This window comes from Thermoflexus sp. (assembly GCF_025055495.1).
Classification (GTDB): Bacteria; Chloroflexota; Anaerolineae; order Thermoflexales; family Thermoflexaceae; genus Thermoflexus.
Genome location: NZ_JANWXB010000336.1, coordinates 1 through 16,204, shown reverse-complemented (window position 1 = coordinate 16,204; position 16,204 = coordinate 1). Strand labels below are relative to the sequence as shown.

Genomic DNA, 16,204 nt, shown 5'->3' with positions numbered 1-16,204 from the left:
AGGGGGGAGGGGCCATCGCCTTCCGGACTCGCTTCGGTTCCTCAAATCCCCGGTTTATAACTGGACAAAGCACTAGCCCCGGCTCGAGGAAATATTCTGCAGTATATTTATAATTATATCCGAAGTGTCCCATCCTTCCCCGGGGATCTAAGATGGAAGCGCGCTGGCTTGGGGCAATTCTGGTCGGGGTGTCTTTGTTGTTCCTTGCAATTCTGGTGGTGGGAGGCTGGTTCCTTATCGCTCCATCCCGCAGGGGAACGGCGCGGAGAGGATCGACGGTCCCGGCGATGCCTGGATCCGTTCGACCTGTCCGCCTGCTCTCCGATAGCGAGGCGGCGTTCTACTGGACCCTGAGGAAAGCGGTCGGCGAGCGCTGGGTCATCGCGGTGAAGGTCCCGCTGGCGCAGATCATGAAGCGGCGCAGCCATCTTCCCTCCGGGCTATACACGATGTTGCAGAGCGGACAGGTGGACTTCCTCCTGCTCCATCCCCGCTCCTGGGAGCCCGTGATCGCCATCGAGTTGGACGATACCACCCATGAGACCCCCATCCGACGGGAGCGCGATCGCCGGAAGAACGATCTGTTCCAGCTCGTCGGCATCCCCCTGCTTCGCTGGCGGGTGGGAGAGGCGTGGAGTGTGGAGGAGATCGCCCAGGCGATCTGGAGGGCAGCCCCCGCTCAGGGGAAAGCGCAGGGAGAAGGATGACGGCTCGAAATCTATTCGTGCGGCAGCGATCGTTGATCGGCCTTGTCCATTATACCGCCCCGCCGGTGGTGGGAGGCGTGGAGAGCGTGCTGGCCCGCCAGGCCCGTCTCCTGACGCAGGCTGGATACGCGATCCGGATCGTTGCGGGCGTGGTGGATCAGACCCTGTTCGGGGTTGAGGCGGTGGCGATTCCGCTCATGTATGGAGGGCATCCCCAGATCGCGCCGTTGCAAGCGGCGTTGCGGGAGGGCCAGCGCCCGGCTGATTTCCCTCGCTGGCGGCAGCGATTGCGCACGGCCCTCTCGGAGGCCCTGCGCGGAGTGGAGGTGGCGATCCTCCATAATGTGTGCACGATGGATAAAAACCTCGCCCTCACCGCCGCGCTTTACGATCTGGTCCGTCAGGAACCCCGGCGCTGGATCGGCTGGCATCACGATGCGGTGATCCTGCGGTCGGAGGCGCCGCGCTTCCCCGGGGAGCCCTGGGATCTGCTCTTCCGGCCCTGGCCGGTGGTCCACGTAACGGTCTCCGAGGCCCGCCGTCAGGCTCTGGCGGCGGCCTGGGGGATTCCGATGGAGCAGATTCACGTGATCCCCAACGGGGTGGATCTGGAGGCGTTTTTCCGCTGGACCCCCCTCACCCGGTCCCTGGTGGAACAGTTGGGCTTGATGGAAGCCGATGTCATCCTGCTCGCCCCGGTTCGGATCACCCGGCGTAAGAACCTACAGGCTGCCCTTGCCGTTCTGCGGATCTTGCGGGAGCGGACCGGCTGGGATGCGCGACTGGTGGTCACCGGGCCTCCTGGCCCGCATAGCCCGGCCAATCGGGCCTATCTGGAAGAGCTCCGCCATCTGCGAACCGCCTGGGGGCTGGAGGGCGCGGCCCATTTCCTCTGTGAATTCGTGGCCGAGGGATTGCCGGAGGAGGCAGTAGCGGATTTCTATACCCTGGCGGACGCCGTGTTGCTCACCAGCCAGGAGGAGGGATTCGGGCTGCCGGTCCTGGAGGCGGGGCTGGCCCGGCTGCCGGTATTCGCCTATTCATTACCGCCCCTGGAGGAGCTCGGCGGGGCCGACGTGTTCCTGTTCCCCGAGACGGAGGGCCCAGAGGATCTGGCAGCGGCGATCGCCCGTTTCATGGAGACGGATCCCGTCGCCCGCCTGCGCCGACGGGTTCGCCAGCAGTTCGCATGGTCCACGCTCATCCAGGCCCGGTTGATCCCGCTGATCGAGGATGACCACTTGCCTGTTCCATAGTCGCCCAGTGCTGGATAAGGGATGGTAGGATCTCTGGAAAGAGGCCAGCATCCGGCGAGGCGAGCCCTCGGGCCTTTTGAGCTCGAGGGGCGGGAAACCTGAAAATCAGGAACGCCATCCGCCCCAGTCAAGCGCTACCTCGGTTCCCGAGCGGGCCGGATGAAGTTCCCGAAGGACCCGGCAGTCTTTGCGTGGGATAGGCGTGGGGCAGGGAAGAGCTGAACCCGTGCGGTCTCGGCTATCGCCCGCTGGATCGCCTCCGCCGTCCGCCAGGCGCCCAGCACCACGGCCGGGATGGATTGCCCCGGGAAGATGCTATCGCCCACCCGCCACAGCCGGGCCCCGATGCGAGGTCCCCCATTGCGGCCAATATGGGTTTGGGGGAAGCCGCCTACCCAACCCATGGACCGGCGGGTGAACCGCTGAAAGGTGATCGGAGTGCCGGATTCCCAGAACACAATCCGGGCATCCAGATCGGAGATCACTCGCGCGGCGGCCTTCCGGATGCGCTCCTCCATCTGGAGCCTTCGCTCCTCGTAAGCCTCCCGATCGCTCGCCCACAACCGCCACCAGGGCGCCAGAGCGGTATGAGTGCTGATGGTCAGCGCCCGATGGCCCGCAGGGGCCCGAAGGGGATCCCATGGGGGGCTGATCGAAACGAACAGGGTATGGCCTTCTCCCCATCCACCGCCCTGAACGATCTGATGGTGAAGGGGGAGATCCTCCGGAAGCCCCTCGCTGCGGATCCCTGCGTAGACGACGAAGGCGCCCCACCCATCCGGAGGGGCAGGGGGGACGCGCTGGAGGGCCGCAGGGGCCTCCTCGCCCAGCAGCCGCGCTGCGTCGAAGGGCGTGAGGTTGAAGATCACATGGTCCGCTTCTACAACCATGCCGGCGCGGGTTTCCACCCGCGCTGTCCCTGCGCGGGTGAGCCGCACGCGGACCACTTCCTGGCGAAAGTGGATCTGACCCCCGAATCGCTGGACGGCCTCCGCTAACCGCGTGGCCAGCTCACCGATCCCGCCGGGAACGGATCCGACGCCGGTGTGGGGCAGATCCAGCGCCGCTGCCCCATAGGCGGCGTATACGCGCTCCGCCAGCGCCTGGGCGCTGATCAGCAGTTGCGCATGGATGAATTCATGAAGCCGTGGGTGAGCCGGCGGCAGGTAAGCAGTCACCGGTCGGAACAGGGCCGCAAGAGCTCCAATCCGCGCCGGTTCCTCCCGAAGCCACCCGATGCCTTCCGCCAGCCATCGGAGGGCTTCATCCACGGTTTGGGGCGGCCACGGCATTCCCCGGAGCGCCATCGCCCAGAACGCCCGGGCGGTTCGTTCCTGCCACCGCCAGAAGGGCTCGGCGGCAGGGCCGAAATGGGCCTGGCGCTCCTCCCGCCAGCGCTCCCGGTCCGTCCAACGGGTGACCACAGTCCCGTCGGAAAGATGGATCTGCATGGCCACCGCTTCAGGCCGGACACCCCAGTCGATCCCCAGCCGCTCGCCTAAGCGGGCCATGGGCATCCCAGGCAGGAAGCCGGCGGCCAAGGTGGCCCCGGCGTCGAACCGGAACCCCTTCCGGAAGAAGGTGGCGGCACAGCCTCCTGGATCCCAATGGGCTTCCAGGACCACCACGGGGCATCCGGCGTGGGCCAGCAGGGCCGCCGCTGTCAGCCCTCCAATCCCCGCTCCGATTACCACCACCGGCTTTGCGCTCATGATCGATTCTCCGCTATCTCCCGGATCCGGCGGGCCCGGTAAGCGAACAGGAACGGCAGGCCCAGCCACATCCCGGTCGCCAGGATCCAGCGGATCGGGTGACGGGGCCAGCGCGCCTCGATCTCCTCCACAATCCGTGTGCAGCGAGGGCCGCAGGCCTGGAAGGAATGCCGATGCACCCAGCGTTGAAAGGGCCCCTCGACCTGTTCATCCGTAAACCCGAACGGGGAAACCGCCTGATGGCGGGCCGTCCAGCGAACCCGAAACGGGCCGAGCCGGATCACAAAGCGCGCCAGGGAGCCCTCCGCGATCGGCTCTCGATGCTCCCATTCCAATCGAAGGGGGGGCGGCATCAGATGCTCCAGGGTCAACGGATCCTGATGCAGGGCGGAGATCCGTTCGATCGGGGCCTCGACGGTGAAGGCGTATTGAAATCGCATGTCCGGCTCCGCTCCGAGGCTATACAGGGATGTTGCACCGTCAGCGAAAGGCGAAGCGTTACGGCTTCAGGTCCTCGGCCTCTTCCTCCAGGAGCCTCGCCAGGCGCTCGAGAGGATCCCCTGGGTCCGCGATCCGGCGCAAGCCGGCCGCGTAGGCTCGCAGGGTGGTCTGCAGGGCGTCAAGGGGCATCCGCTGGCCGCGGAAGAATTCCCCCAACCATCGGATCTCCTCACGGGCCAGTTCCGCCGATCCCAGCCGCAGCGCGGCCTCCAGAATCCGGGCAGGGCTGACCAGATCCAGGTCCAGCTCCTGAAGGATCCGCAGCGCCTCCGGTGCCTCGCGGGCCAGCTCGATCTCGATCATCGGCTGATGCAGACGATACCGGCGCACGGCCTCTCGATATTCGGACGGCAGCGGGGACGCGGAGGCGGGATGGGGATCGGCTAGGGTCGCGGCGACCTGCTGGGGGATCTCCTCCCAGCGATCGCCCAGGTAACGGCCGGGGATATATCGGCGGGCATCCAGCTGGCGCTGGAAGATCCTTCCGCCGAAGGCCAGGCGGATCCCGTGGAGGCGGACCCGCTCCGCTGCATCCGCCAGGGTCGCCGCCGTATAAAGGGTCTGGGCGGTCATAATGATCAAGTGTGGCTGTATCGTCTCCAGCGCTTCCTCCATCTGCAGCAGCGGAACATTCGCCCCAAGATCCATCACCAGCCAGCCCCGGCGTCGGAGGATCAGGGTGATCAGCAGCCCGGGCAACGTATGGGTCTCCTCCGGGGGACAGGCGACCACGATCCGCTCCGGACGCGACGGGGGCGGGGAGGCGGCGATCACAGCGCTCAGTCGTCGGGCCGCCAGCGCGGAGGCGAAATGCTCCTGCTGCACCGTGGCCGTCCCCCGATACCAGCGCTCGCCGATCTCCGCTACCCCGCCGATGGCCAGATCCATGCATACTTGCTCTACGGGATACAGCGACAGGGCCTCGCTCCAGATCCGATCTGCTTCTTCCTCATTGAAATTCAACACCGCCTCTACCCAGGCCGTTCGAAGGGCTTGCAGGGAGGCGGGGCCCACCTCCGGAGGAGCCGGCGAGACGGTTGCCCGGAGGGGATCCTGACCTGCCGCCTCGAGGGATCGCCACAGGGCGATAGCCTGGGCGATGCGCATGCCCTCTGCCTGGCGTGCCAGGAGCCAGCGGATCATCTCGATGTCCCGCCGGGAATACAGGCGGTGCCCGCCCGGGGTTCGCTGGGGCCGGGGCAGCCCATACCGCCGCTCCCAGACCCGCAGGGTGTCCGGATGGATTCCGGTCTCGCGCACCACTACCTGCAGGCTATAAGAGGGTCGCTGATCCTCTCGTTCCCCACGCATCTCGATCACCCGCCTCTCCCTTGCAAGATCCCGATCAGGGGGACGCGGAAGCCTGCCTGGGGACAGGCCAGCTGCGCCGAAGGGCGATCGGGTGCTCCTCGATCAGGCGCTCCACCGCCAGCCGCGCGGAGATCAGGACCATCGGCAGGCCAGTCCCCGGATGGGTGCTGGCGCCGACGAAATAGAGGTTTCGGTATCGGGGATGTCGATTGGATGGCCGCAGGTAGCCCATCTGCTGGAAATGATGGCTCAGGCCGAAGGCGGCCCCCCTCTCGAGATTATAAAGGCGCTTCCATGTCTCCGGCGTGTAGACGACCTCGAAATGCCGAAGCTCGCCGACCGGAATGCCCAGCTCTTCCTTCAGCCGTCGTTCCACTTCCCCTCGCGCCCGATGGATCATCGTCTCGATATCCGGTTGCTTCGGGCTCAAATGGCCCACTGGCACCAGCGCCATGAGCGTGTCCCTCCCAGGAGGCGCCGCGGAGGGATCCAGGCGCGCCGGGGCGTGGATGTAAAAGCTGGGTGCATCCGGCATGTCGTGATCGCGGAAGATCCGCTCAAAGCTCGCCCGATAGTCGCCGGCGAAGAACAGGTTATGGGCGGAAAGCTGCGGCGCAGGGGCGCGGAGCCCCCAGTAGAACGTGATGGCGGAACAGGTGTAGCGATAGCGCTCCATCCGGCGGGCCTCGGGGCTGGGAGGGAGCAGATGACGATAAGCGTAAGGCAGATCCGCGTTCACGATGATGAAATCTGCCTCTACGCGCTCGCCGTTTTCCAGGATCACCGCCGTCGCCCGATCGCCATCCGTCTCGATGCGCTGCACGGGAGCCTGGTAGACGAACTGGGCGCCGTAGCCGCGGGCGATCCTCTCCAGGCTCTCCACCAGCCGATACATCCCCCCTCGGGGGAACCAGATGCCCCGGATCAGCTCAGCGGCCGCCAGCATCGCATATGTCGCCGGCGCCTCATAGGGGCTCAACCCCAGATACATATCCTGGAACGTCATCGCCATCCGCAGGCGTGGATCCCTTACGTATCGCCCGGTTTCCTGGTAGTGCGGCGCCAGGGCTCGCAGATCCAGCAGGAGCCGCAGGTGAGCCGGGCTGAAATAGCTGAAAAAGGAGGGGAAGTTGCGCCCGATGAAGCGCTCCATAGCGATCCGATAGAAGCGATGGCCGTCCGCCAGATAGCGCACAAATCCCTCGAAGCTGCCCGAGGCCAACGCGTCCAGCTGCTCCCGAAGGGCCACCAGATCGCCGGTCATCGTCAGCCGGGAGCCATCCGGGAAGAAAATCTGATAAAGCGGCTCGGCGCGGATCAGATCCAGATGATCTTCGATCCGCTCGCCGAGATCGGCATACGTCTGCGTAAAGACCTCGGGCATGAGAAGAAGCGTGGGCCCTGTATCGAAGCGGTGGCCTTCGCGGATGAGCCGGCCGCAACGTCCGCCGGGCTCCGGATTCTTTTCCAGCACCTGGACGGCGAATCCCATCCGGGCCAGCCGCGCCGCCGCCGCCAACCCGCCGATCCCCGCCCCGATGATCAGCACTCGTGCTCGATGGGTGTTCATCTGCCACGCTCCACAGACAGGATAGGGAAGACCCAGGCGCTCTCGTGGTGCCAGTTCCTCGACATCGGGCGCATCTCCGGCCGCAGCCGGAGATGCGCCCACTCCTGCACCCCTCCCTATCCTATCCGGATGACCATATTTTGTCAATATTTTATGGACATAATATTGACAATCAGGGGCGGATGTGGTATAGTGTCCCCGGACCTTATTCCACCCAGGGCCTTACGGGAGGAGGGGCCTTTGCGGAGGCTCAATTAGGATTGGGGCCTTCGGGAGAGTGGACGGATCACGAGCGCTTTTCTTCCCCGGCCTCCCGGGGCGAGGGAGGCATGGCTCTGGATTTCGGGAGGACATGGTGGGGCTGGCACTGGCGGAGTGGGAACGCCCGCTGGTGGAGCGAGCATGGGCGGCGATGAGCCAATCGGTTTCCCATCTGGAGCGCATCGCTGATGGCCATCGGTTGCGCTGGGCCTATAAGGCGTGCGAACGGATCATCCGTCAGCACAGCCGCACGTTCTACTGGGCTTCGGCGCTGCTGCCTGCTCCCAAGCGGCAGGCGACGCGCGCGCTATACGCTTTCTGCCGTGTCGCCGACGATATCGTAGATGACCCTCAGGGCGATCCGTCGGCGGAGCTTGCCCGCTGGCGTCGCATCGCCCTCGAGGAGCCCCCGCCGGAGGACGAGCCGATCGCGCTGGCATGGACGGATGTTCGGATCCGCTACCGGATCCCGAAGCGCTATGCCGAGCAGCTCTTGGACACGCTCTCTCAGGATCTGCAGCGCGCTCGCTACGAGACCTTCGAGGAGTTAGCTGGATACTGTTACGGGGTGGCCTCTACAGTTGGGCTGATGAGCATGCATATCATCGGCTTTTCCGATCCAATGATCGTTCCCTACGCCGTCCGCCTGGGGGTCGCTCTGCAGCTGACCAACGTCCTGCGAGATGTGGGGGAGGATTGGCAACGGGGACGTCTGTATCTGCCGCTGGAGGAGCTACAGGCCTTCGGTCTCAGCGAGGAGGATATCGAGGTCGGGCGCGTCGATGGGCGCTGGCGGAATTTTATGGCCTTCCAGATCGCTCGGGTTCGTCATCTTTACGAGGAGGCGCTTCCGGGTGTGATGGGTCTGAATCCGGATGGACGTCTGGCGATCGCGGCCGCCGCCGAGCTCTATCGGGGCATTCTGGAGGACATCGAGCGGCACGATTTCGACGTGTTCCGGCGGAGGGCTCATCTGAGCCGTGTCACCATGCTGATTCGCCTGCCCCGAATCTGGTGGCGGGTTCGAACCGGGTTTTACGCGCGCCGCGCTAAATAGCGCGCGATATTCGCTGTGAAGGGGGAAAGGCGCCACGATTTATTGGGGCGGCGCCCTTCGGATTTTCGAGGAGTCGTTTTCGATTGGGACAGTCCACCAGGAGGGATAGAATGAACGGCCGTGGATCGACGGAACAGTGTTCGGAGCCGGCTGCGCGCTCGGAGTGGCCCCGGCCCCGTCTGCTGATCAGTGAGTGCCTGGGCTTCGCCGACGTCCGCTATGACGGAGGGCGGATCCCGAACTCCCTCGTGGAGTCCCTGAAGCCTTACGTGGAGTTCATCCCTGTCTGCCCTGAGGTGACTATCGGGCTGGGTGTTCCGCGTCCTCCCATCCGTTTGGTGGAAACTGGGGAGGGCCTTCGCCTGATCCAACCCGATACCGGTCAGGACCTGACAGAGCGCATGCGTCGGTTCAGCGCCCTCTTTCTGAGCCGGCTCGGCGAGGTGGACGGGGCGATCCTGAAGAGCCGTTCCCCTTCATGTGCCCCCTGGGATGCCCGGGTGTATCCCGGCCATGGATCGGCGCCCTCCTCCGGGCAACGCCCGGGGCTTTTCGCCGAGGCCGTCCGTCGGTTCTTCCCGGATATCCCGGTGGAGGACGAGGGCCGCCTAACCAACCGGGAGATCCGCGAGCACTTCCTGACGGCGGTCTTCGCCCTGGCCCGGCTGCGCCAGGCCATCGAGGAGGGATCCCCTCATGCCCTGATGGCTTTCCACGCTCGTTATAAGTTCTTGCTGATGGCGTATAACCAGGAAGCGCTGCGGGAGCTGGGTCGCACCCTGGCCAATCCGGATCGTCTTCCCATGCAGGAGATCTCGCGTCGATACCTGGCCGGGTTCCGGGCGGCGCTGCTTTTCCCTCCCCGACGGCCGTCAATGGCCAACGCGTTGATGCACGGGTTCGGATACGTTTCAGCCCACCTCACCCGTCCGGAGAGGGCCTATTTCCTGGAGCTGCTGGCGGATTACCGGGAGGGGCGAGCCCACTGGGATGCACCCCTGCGCCTGCTGCAATCCTGGGCGATCCGCTTCGAGGTGCCCTACCTGCTTCAACAGGCGCTCTTCGAACCTTTCCCCCGCGCCCTGATCTCTCCCGAGGATTCAGGGAAGGGACGGCCTCTTCGATGGAAGGGAGCTTTCCGCAGGAGCCCGGGCCTCGGGGCGAGTGCTCCCCCGGGATGAGCAGGGATGCCTTCCACCTCGTGGAGCGCTCGGCGTGTAGCATCTGAAAACAGCGCTCTGGGTTTCTCTCCTCATCGTGGATATCCGGCCCGCAGGGCTACGGGAGGATCGGCGATCTATAGGGCACGATCCACTTATGCGGGACGAAGGGCTATCCATCATGCCAGAGGGAGGTCGCATTGGCCGCCTTTCGGATTCTGGAAGACTTCTATCGAGAGGTGATGCGCTCTTATCCCCCTCAGGGGGAAGCACTGCTGGAGCGGATCCGCCCGGAGACGTGGCGTCAAATCTCGTTTCGCTATATCTTTTCCGTCCCGGCCATGACGGCCGTGAGCCGGATCATTGAGGACGCTGCTGCCCAGAGCCGCGGCACGGCCGACCTTCACGTCTCGTTTCAGGTCCTGTCCCGATTCCTTCCCCAGCTGGACCGATATCGCGCGCTTTCGAGCGGGATCTCCCGGGGCTGGATTTATGGGGCCCCAGATATCTCCGATATTTCCGGGCTGATGCTTCCAGCTTCGATCCGCTGGATCAACACGAGTGGCACCTCCCTGGTTGAATACTGGTTCGTGATCGCCTACGGCCCGGGCCTGGCGATGACCCTCCTAGCGCGGGAAATCCCAGCCCTGGATGGATCGGGACGCTACTATGAGGGCTTCTATACGTTTGAGGGAGAAATCGCATACCAGGTGTTGATGATCCTGCACATACTCTTCCCGGCGGACGTGCCGATGCCGTCGCGGCCGGAGGAGCAACGATGGTGATCGCCATATGGTGGATCCGCCGGGATCTGCGCCTTCACGATCAGACCGCCCTGGCGGCTGCCCTCCGTGGGGCAGATGGGGTGATCCCGGCGTTTATCATCGATCCCGTTCTCCGGCGTTCTTCCCCGCGCCGCTGGGCTTTCCTGATGGCCGCCCTCCGGGATCTGGATCGTGCCCTTCGGGAGCGTGGAAGCTATCTGGTGGTCCGCGAGGGGCCTCCGCTCGAGGCCCTCGGTGCCCTGATGACGGAAACGGGGGCCGCCTTCATTTTCGCGGAGGAGGATTTCACCCCTTACGCCCGCCAGCGGGATGAGGTCATCGCTCGGCAGCTTCCCTTTCATCGCATGGGGTTCCCAACGGTCCGCCATCCGGCCTCCCTCACGAAATCCGACGGGACTCCCTATCGGGTGTTCAGCGCCTTCCGTAAAGCCTGGCGGGACACCACGCCCCTTGACGCGGGATCCCTGCGGCCGCCTCCGGTTCGGATCCCAACCCCTCCGGGGATCCCCTCTCTTCCCTTACCGCTGAAGCGCGGAGAGGGTTTCGAGGATTTCCCCCCATCGGAGGAGGAGGCCCTCCGGCGCCTGCGCGCGTTCACGGAGGGGGCGGAGGCACCGATCTATCGCTACGCCCGCGATCGGCATCGGCTGGATCGCGAAGGGAGCGCTCGCCTGTCGCCTTACCTGCGCTTTGGCATGCTTTCGCCCCGCCGCGCGGCCATCGCCGCCGTGCAGGCGATGGAACGGGCGCCGGATGAAGAGGCTCGACGGAGCGCTTCCGCATGGCTGGATGAGCTGATCTGGCGCGAGTTCTTCATCACGTTGTTATTCCATCTTCCGGAGCTGGTCGATCGCCCGCTCCGACCGGAGCATGACCGATGGCGGGAGGACCCTCAGGCCCTTCCGGCATGGGCGGAGGGGCGAACCGGATACCCCCTGGTGGACGCCGCGATGCGACAGCTTCGAGCCACGGGGTGGATGCCGAACCGCGCGCGGCTGGTGGTCGCCTCGTTTCTGACCCGCATCCTGGGCGTAGACTGGCGCGTGGGCGCAAGGGTGTTTCTCGAGGAGCTCCTGGACGGGGATCCAGCGGTGAACTTGGGGAACTGGCAGTGGGTGGCGGGTGTCGGCGCCGATTATGCCTCCGGCTTCCGGGTCTTCAACCCTACGACGCAGGCCCGGACATGGGACCCGGAGGGCCGATACATCCGGCGATGGGTGCCGGAATTGGAGCGCGTGCCGATCCCTTACGTGCACGCTCCATGGACCATGCCCCCGGAGGTTCAGCGATCGGTTGGATGCCGCATCGGCGTGGATTATCCGGCTCCGCTGATGCGCGAGGCGCCGGCGTGAGGGATAATCCCTGACGCACGGCGAACGATGAAGTTACGCCGCTCGTTCAACGATGGCGGGCGAACATGGAATGCGATCTGCCCTAAGGAAGCGCCATCTCCTTGCCGATCCAGCAGACGGGAGCTCTGCAGATGGCCGGGAAACCCCCATGTGGATATCCCGGGGCTCGCGCGCAGTGGCGGGCGCTCCGGACGCTGATCCGGGACCGGTTTCTCCTGGAGGCGCTAAGCCCTCTTCGGGAGGATGCCGGGGATGTGTTCTTTTTATCGTTTCTATGGATGCGCGTTGCCGTGGTGGCTGGCCCGGAGGCCGCCCGCGCGGTCCTGGTGACCCATCGCCATCTCTTCTCCTCCCGTCTGGCCGCTGACCCGGTGGCCCGCCTGATGAGGGGCGGGATGCTGGTGGTGGATGGGGAAGACCACGACCGGGCGCGCCGGTTCGCCGAGCCCTTCTTCCGCCCGGCCTATCTGGAGGCCCGGGCGGCGCGCATGCAAGCGCATATCGACCGCTGGATCGACGCATGGCCGGACGGCGACGTGGTGGAGATGGCGATGGCGATGCGGCGGATGGCGTTAGAGATCCTGCTGGAGGTGATCTTCGGCCTGCCGCCGCGCGTCGCGGAATCGATGGCGGAGCCACTGGAGGCCGCCCGCGCCTATATCGCCCCCGGGCTCTGGCTGCTCTTTCCTCGCCTCCCGCGGCCCGGATACCGTCGTTCCCTCGAGCGGCTGGATGCCCAGGTGCGGGCGCTGATCCGCCAGCGTCGCGAGGATCCCCATTCGGACGACCTGCTCTCCGCCTGGGCTCGCATGCCGGATATGAGCGAGGAAGACATCCGGGACCAGATGATCACCCTCCTGATCGCTGGCCACGACACGGTTGCGATGTGGCTGGCGTGGACGATCGCGTTGCTGGCCAGGCATCCTGACGTTCAGGATCGAGCGCGGGCGGAGGTGCAGGAGCATCTGGGAGATCGCGCACCGGATCCGGAATCGATCCGCTCCCTGGCCTTCCTGCGGGCGGTCGGCACGGAATCCATGCGGCTGTTCCCTCCCATCCCCGTTCTGAACCGTCGGGCCCTGGCCCCAGTGACGCTGGACGGGGTCTCTATTCCCGCCGGGACGCGGGTGCTGGTGGCGATCTACACCATCCATCGACATCCTAAGCTGTGGAAGGACCCGGATCGGTTTCAGCCGGAGCGCTTCCTTTCATCGTCATCGGAGTGGGAGGGAACGTCCCTTCGATATCTACCCTTCGGAGCGGGTCCCCGTTTTTGCATCGGGGCACCGCTGGCCAAGCTGGAAGGGTTCATGGCCCTCGCTCGCATGCTCCAGCGGGTCGCTTTCGAGCCGGTCCCTCCGGCTCCCCGCCCGCGCCTTCGAGCGACCCTTGATCCATGGCCCGGAGCATGGGTGCGAGTTCGACGGATCGCGCCCGCAAGGTTCTATGTCCCTTGGACCGGCCATGAGCTCCGGCGGAGGAATCCTTAAGATGTTCTGGATGCTGGCAGAATCCAGCCTGCGGATCGGGTTGGCCCTCTATGGTGTTCATCGTGCCCGGCGTCTGCCGGTTCTCCCGGTCCGGCCCGTCTCCAGGCCGTTGCCTTCCCTTTCGATCATCGTTCCCGCCCGCAACGAGGCGGAGAATCTTCAGCATCTGCTCCCCTCCCTGCGCCAGTTGCGCTATCCGGGACCGCTGGAGATCTGGGTGGTGGATGATCAGTCGCAGGACGACACGGCGCGGGTGGCGGCCGCCTGGGAGATCCCGGTGTTGCGGCTGGATACGCTGCCCCCGGGCTGGCTGGGCAAACCTTACGCCGCCCATCAGGGGGCTCGGGCGGCGCGCGGCGAATGGTTGCTGTTCACCGATGCGGACACCTGGCACGCGCCGGACAGCGCCGCCAGCGCCGTCGCATGGGCGCTGGCCAGTGGGGCAGATGGACTTACGCTGTTCCCGGCCTTTGAGCCTCGAAGCGTTATGGAGGCAGCGGCCCTCGCGGTGGCCTTCGCTGGTCTCTTCGCCGGGATGCGTTCCACCGAGGGGTTGGTGAACGGCCAGTATCTGTTGGTTCGAAGGGAGGCTTACGAACGGATCGGTGGGTTTGCGGCGGTGCGAGATCAGATGCTGGAAGATCTCGCGATCGGGATGCGTTTACGATCCTCCGGCTATCAGATCCCCCTGCTGGACGGCCGGGATGCTTTCCGGGTGCGGATGTATGCCGGGATCCGATCGATGTGGGATGGGATGTCCCGGCTCAGCGCGGGGACTCTGGGCTGGCCGGGCCTGCGGCCATGGATCGCCATGTTCCTGATCGCGTCGCTGGCCCTTCCGCTCCGGGGCCTGGGGGGATGGCATCGGGGCCCGTGGTGGGCGGCGTGGATCGAGTGGATGGCGAGCGGGCTGGCGATGCTTCCTTGGAGCTCCCGGATGGGCCGCCCCGAGGCCGCCCTGATCGCCCCTTTAGGGGCGGCCTTCGTGGCCGCCGCCGGCCTGCGGGGCCTGCTGTGGCGATGGATCGGCGCAGGAATTCCGTGGAAAGAACGTCGGGTCCGATGAAGCCCCCAGATATCGGGGGTTTTCGGGGGCGGTGTGGGGGGCCTTTGGCCCACCGCACTGCCCCCGAAAGATGTTTTCTCCCCTCTTCCCACAGCCCAGAGGGCCGTGGGAAGAGGGGAGAAAGGAGGAAGGGGCCGCGGGCTCCCGGATGCGCTTCGGTTCCTCAAATCCCCAGTCGATAGCCAGACAAAGCACGATTTCTCGTGAGCGTGCGGAGCCGACTTCAGTGGCCCTGCATGTTCGCGAACCCCCATCGTTGAGTCTCGGGGAGAGGTCGTTTCGATAGCGTAGCTGGTCCATACCCGGTAAAACGCTGTCCGAGGCAAGAAGCATGTTCGGAGGATCTTCGATGGGAGCGGCCGGATGACTTATGTGGGGTTCCTGGCGCTGTTCTTGGTGGGCCCGATCCTGCTGCTAACGGCCGTGCTGGAGTATCGCCGCCGGGATCAGCAATTCGATGCCTTCTTCCGGGTGTGGCGGCGCGCCGTCGTGTTCCACGCCGCCATCGCTCTGGCTTACACCACGCCCTGGGATAATTTCCTCGTGGCCCGTGGGGTATGGACCTATGATCCGGCCCGGGTGATCGGATGGGTGATCGGATGGGTGCCGATCGAAGAATATGCTTTCTTCGTCCTTCAACCGCTTCTGGTCGGCATGTGGGGAGCGCTTCTGTGGAAGGTTCCAGAGGGGAAGTGGACACTCTCATCAGCGAGGAGCGGCCGATGGCGATGGACGCTGGGGATCGCCGGCCTGGGGCTTTGGATCGCGAACCTGATGATCTGGCGGGTATGGGGAAGCCCATGGGTGTATATGGGCCTGATTCTGGTCTGGGGCCTTCCGCCTCTGATCCTTCAATTGCTCTTCGGTGGCGATCTCCTGTGGAGTCGAAGGGGGGATCTGTTGCGGATCTGGATCCCGCCCGCCCTCTTTCTGTCTGCGGCCGACGCGCTGGCCATCCGGGAAGGGATCTGGCGGATCTCCGGGGATTGGAGCACGGGATGGAAGATGCTGGGCTTGCCGGTGGAGGAGGGGGTCTTTTTCTTCCTGACCAGCCTGCTGATCGCAAATGGGAGCCTCCTGATGGTCCTTCCAGAATCACGAGCGCGTCTGCGACGTATTCAGGAAATGGTTCGCCTCTCGAGCGCAGACCCCGGGGCCCGGAAAAAAGAGCGGCTTTCTTGAGCTGGGAGAGCTACGCCCTCGCCCGGAGGAGCTCTGACTCCCTGGCTTCAGGCTCCCAGTTCCCTCGCCGCCTGGTGGTGTAGGGGATTCTTCGGGTGTGATGACTCCGGATGGAGGGTTGCGGATGATGGAGGCGTTGTGGTCGGCGGTTGCGTTTCTTTCCGGATCGCTTCCGCTGGCCTGGTGGATCGGGCGATGGGGGATGAAGGTGGACATCCGGCGCTACGGGGATGGGAACCCGGGGGCGATGAACGTGCGGCGGGCGGGTGGACGGGGCTGGTTTGTGCTGGCGTTGTTGTTGGAGTTTTTCAAGGGGGCCATTCCGATTTGGCTGGCACGGCACATAGGGGGATTGTCGGACTGGCAATTGATCCCGCTGGCGATCGCTGCTCCGGTGGGCCACGCGTTCTCGCCGTGGCTGGGCTTTCGGGGCGGGAAAGCGCTTGCGGTCACCTTCGGTGTGTGGAGCGGGCTGACGCTGTGGCAGATCCCGATGCTCCTGGGGGGGCTGTTCGCGCTGTTCCTGCGGCTCGCGCCCCCGGAGGCCCGAGCGGTCCGGCTGGGGATGCTGAGCTTGGATGGGCTGCTGGCCTTTGGGGTGGCCGCCGGATGGGCACCCGCCGCCTGGCTGGTGGTGGCGCTGGGACACACCGTTTTGCTGTTCTGGACGCACCGCCGGGGCTAACCCTTGACATTTTGGTTTTGGATGGGGCGAGGCCGCCATCCGCGGCCTCGCCCCCCCCCCAAAGCCACAAAACGGGAGCCCCCACCCGCCCCGGGGATGCACCCCCCCA

Annotated in this window: 14 protein-coding genes; 10 read left to right on the top strand and 4 right to left on the bottom strand. The window is 65.4% G+C overall.

What is annotated here, in order from left to right; all coding sequences use genetic code 11:
- Window positions 1–287 precede the first annotated feature (287 nt).
- Window positions 288–707, top strand: coding sequence for a DUF2726 domain-containing protein (locus NZM16_RS10770; RefSeq protein WP_295449458.1), 420 nt, complete (start codon window positions 288–290; stop codon window positions 705–707).
- Window positions 704–1,963 (top strand): glycosyltransferase family 4 protein, encoded by a 1,260-nt coding sequence (locus NZM16_RS10765; protein ID WP_295480332.1) that lies wholly within the window; start codon window positions 704–706, stop codon window positions 1,961–1,963. Before NZM16_RS10770 ends, NZM16_RS10765 begins: the two co-directional genes overlap by 4 nt.
- A 134-nt stretch (window positions 1,964–2,097) precedes the next feature.
- Here NZM16_RS10765 and NZM16_RS10760 read toward each other — a convergent pair whose 3' ends face one another.
- The 4 genes from NZM16_RS10760 to NZM16_RS10745 are packed head-to-tail and all read right to left on the bottom strand — an operon-like array spanning window position 2,098 to window position 7,159.
- Window positions 2,098–3,675 (bottom strand): NAD(P)/FAD-dependent oxidoreductase, encoded by a 1,578-nt coding sequence (locus NZM16_RS10760; protein ID WP_295449453.1) that lies wholly within the window; start codon window positions 3,673–3,675, stop codon window positions 2,098–2,100.
- Window positions 3,672–4,115, bottom strand: coding sequence for an SRPBCC family protein (locus tag NZM16_RS10755; protein WP_295449450.1), 444 nt, complete (start codon window positions 4,113–4,115; stop codon window positions 3,672–3,674). Before NZM16_RS10755 ends, NZM16_RS10760 begins: the two co-directional genes overlap by 4 nt.
- Window positions 4,116–4,173: 58 nt before the next feature.
- Window positions 4,174–5,487, bottom strand: coding sequence for a MerR family transcriptional regulator (locus NZM16_RS10750; protein WP_295449503.1), 1,314 nt, complete (start codon window positions 5,485–5,487; stop codon window positions 4,174–4,176).
- Window positions 5,488–5,521: 34 nt separating this feature from the next.
- On the bottom strand, window positions 5,522–7,159 hold the full coding sequence (locus NZM16_RS10745; RefSeq protein ID WP_295480330.1) for an NAD(P)/FAD-dependent oxidoreductase: 1,638 nt from the start codon (window positions 7,157–7,159) through the stop codon (window positions 5,522–5,524).
- 250 nt (window positions 7,160–7,409) lie between these two features.
- On the opposite strand from NZM16_RS10745, the gene NZM16_RS10740 reads away from it, so the two are divergent.
- From NZM16_RS10740 to NZM16_RS10705, 8 genes are all read left to right on the top strand, one after another.
- On the top strand, window positions 7,410–8,375 hold the full coding sequence (locus NZM16_RS10740) for a squalene/phytoene synthase family protein (protein WP_295480328.1): 966 nt from the start codon (window positions 7,410–7,412) through the stop codon (window positions 8,373–8,375).
- 110 nt (window positions 8,376–8,485) lie between these two features.
- Window positions 8,486–9,556, top strand: coding sequence for a DUF523 and DUF1722 domain-containing protein (locus NZM16_RS10735; protein ID WP_295449441.1), 1,071 nt, complete (start codon window positions 8,486–8,488; stop codon window positions 9,554–9,556).
- A 179-nt stretch (window positions 9,557–9,735) separates the two neighbouring features.
- On the top strand, window positions 9,736–10,320 hold the full coding sequence (locus tag NZM16_RS10730) for a DICT sensory domain-containing protein (RefSeq protein WP_295449438.1): 585 nt from the start codon (window positions 9,736–9,738) through the stop codon (window positions 10,318–10,320).
- Window positions 10,314–11,672 carry a deoxyribodipyrimidine photo-lyase gene (locus NZM16_RS10725; protein WP_295480326.1) on the top strand — a complete coding sequence of 453 codons (1,359 nt, stop codon included), beginning with the start codon at window positions 10,314–10,316 and terminating at the stop codon, window positions 11,670–11,672. The genes NZM16_RS10730 and NZM16_RS10725 overlap by 7 nt, the downstream gene beginning before the upstream one ends.
- Before the next feature lie 131 nt (window positions 11,673–11,803).
- Entirely contained in the window at window positions 11,804–13,162 is a 1,359-nt protein-coding gene (locus tag NZM16_RS10720; RefSeq protein WP_295480324.1) for a cytochrome P450, read from the top strand.
- Between the two features lies 1 nt (window position 13,163).
- Entirely contained in the window at window positions 13,164–14,228 is a 1,065-nt protein-coding gene (locus NZM16_RS10715; protein ID WP_295449429.1) for a glycosyltransferase, read from the top strand.
- Between the two features lie 363 nt (window positions 14,229–14,591).
- On the top strand, window positions 14,592–15,410 hold the full coding sequence (locus NZM16_RS10710; protein ID WP_295449427.1) for a lycopene cyclase domain-containing protein: 819 nt from the start codon (window positions 14,592–14,594) through the stop codon (window positions 15,408–15,410).
- 124 nt (window positions 15,411–15,534) lie between these two features.
- Window positions 15,535–16,095: a glycerol-3-phosphate acyltransferase gene (locus NZM16_RS10705; protein ID WP_295480322.1), complete on the top strand. Its 561-nt coding sequence runs from the start codon at window positions 15,535–15,537 to the stop codon at window positions 16,093–16,095.
- The last annotated feature ends 109 nt before the right edge of the window (window positions 16,096–16,204 follow it).

What these genes read in the sequence shown, in the direction of transcription:
- NZM16_RS10770 (WP_295449458.1), top strand. Translation starts at nt 288, where the DNA reads ATGCCTGGATCCGTTCGACCTGTCCGCCTGCTCTCCGATAGCGAGGCG.
- NZM16_RS10765 (WP_295480332.1), top strand. Translation starts at nt 704, where the DNA reads ATGACGGCTCGAAATCTATTCGTGCGGCAGCGATCGTTGATCGGCCTT.
- NZM16_RS10760 (WP_295449453.1), bottom strand. Translation starts at nt 3,675, where the DNA reads ATGAGCGCAAAGCCGGTGGTGGTAATCGGAGCGGGGATTGGAGGGCTG.
- NZM16_RS10755 (WP_295449450.1), bottom strand. Translation starts at nt 4,115, where the DNA reads ATGCGATTTCAATACGCCTTCACCGTCGAGGCCCCGATCGAACGGATC.
- NZM16_RS10750 (WP_295449503.1), bottom strand. Translation starts at nt 5,487, where the DNA reads ATGCGTGGGGAACGAGAGGATCAGCGACCCTCTTATAGCCTGCAGGTA.
- NZM16_RS10740 (WP_295480328.1), top strand. Translation starts at nt 7,410, where the DNA reads ATGGTGGGGCTGGCACTGGCGGAGTGGGAACGCCCGCTGGTGGAGCGA.
- NZM16_RS10735 (WP_295449441.1), top strand. Translation starts at nt 8,486, where the DNA reads ATGAACGGCCGTGGATCGACGGAACAGTGTTCGGAGCCGGCTGCGCGC.
- NZM16_RS10725 (WP_295480326.1), top strand. Translation starts at nt 10,314, where the DNA reads ATGGTGATCGCCATATGGTGGATCCGCCGGGATCTGCGCCTTCACGAT.
- NZM16_RS10720 (WP_295480324.1), top strand. Translation starts at nt 11,804, where the DNA reads ATGGCCGGGAAACCCCCATGTGGATATCCCGGGGCTCGCGCGCAGTGG.
- NZM16_RS10715 (WP_295449429.1), top strand. Translation starts at nt 13,164, where the DNA reads ATGTTCTGGATGCTGGCAGAATCCAGCCTGCGGATCGGGTTGGCCCTC.
- NZM16_RS10710 (WP_295449427.1), top strand. Translation starts at nt 14,592, where the DNA reads ATGACTTATGTGGGGTTCCTGGCGCTGTTCTTGGTGGGCCCGATCCTG.
- NZM16_RS10705 (WP_295480322.1), top strand. Translation starts at nt 15,535, where the DNA reads ATGATGGAGGCGTTGTGGTCGGCGGTTGCGTTTCTTTCCGGATCGCTT.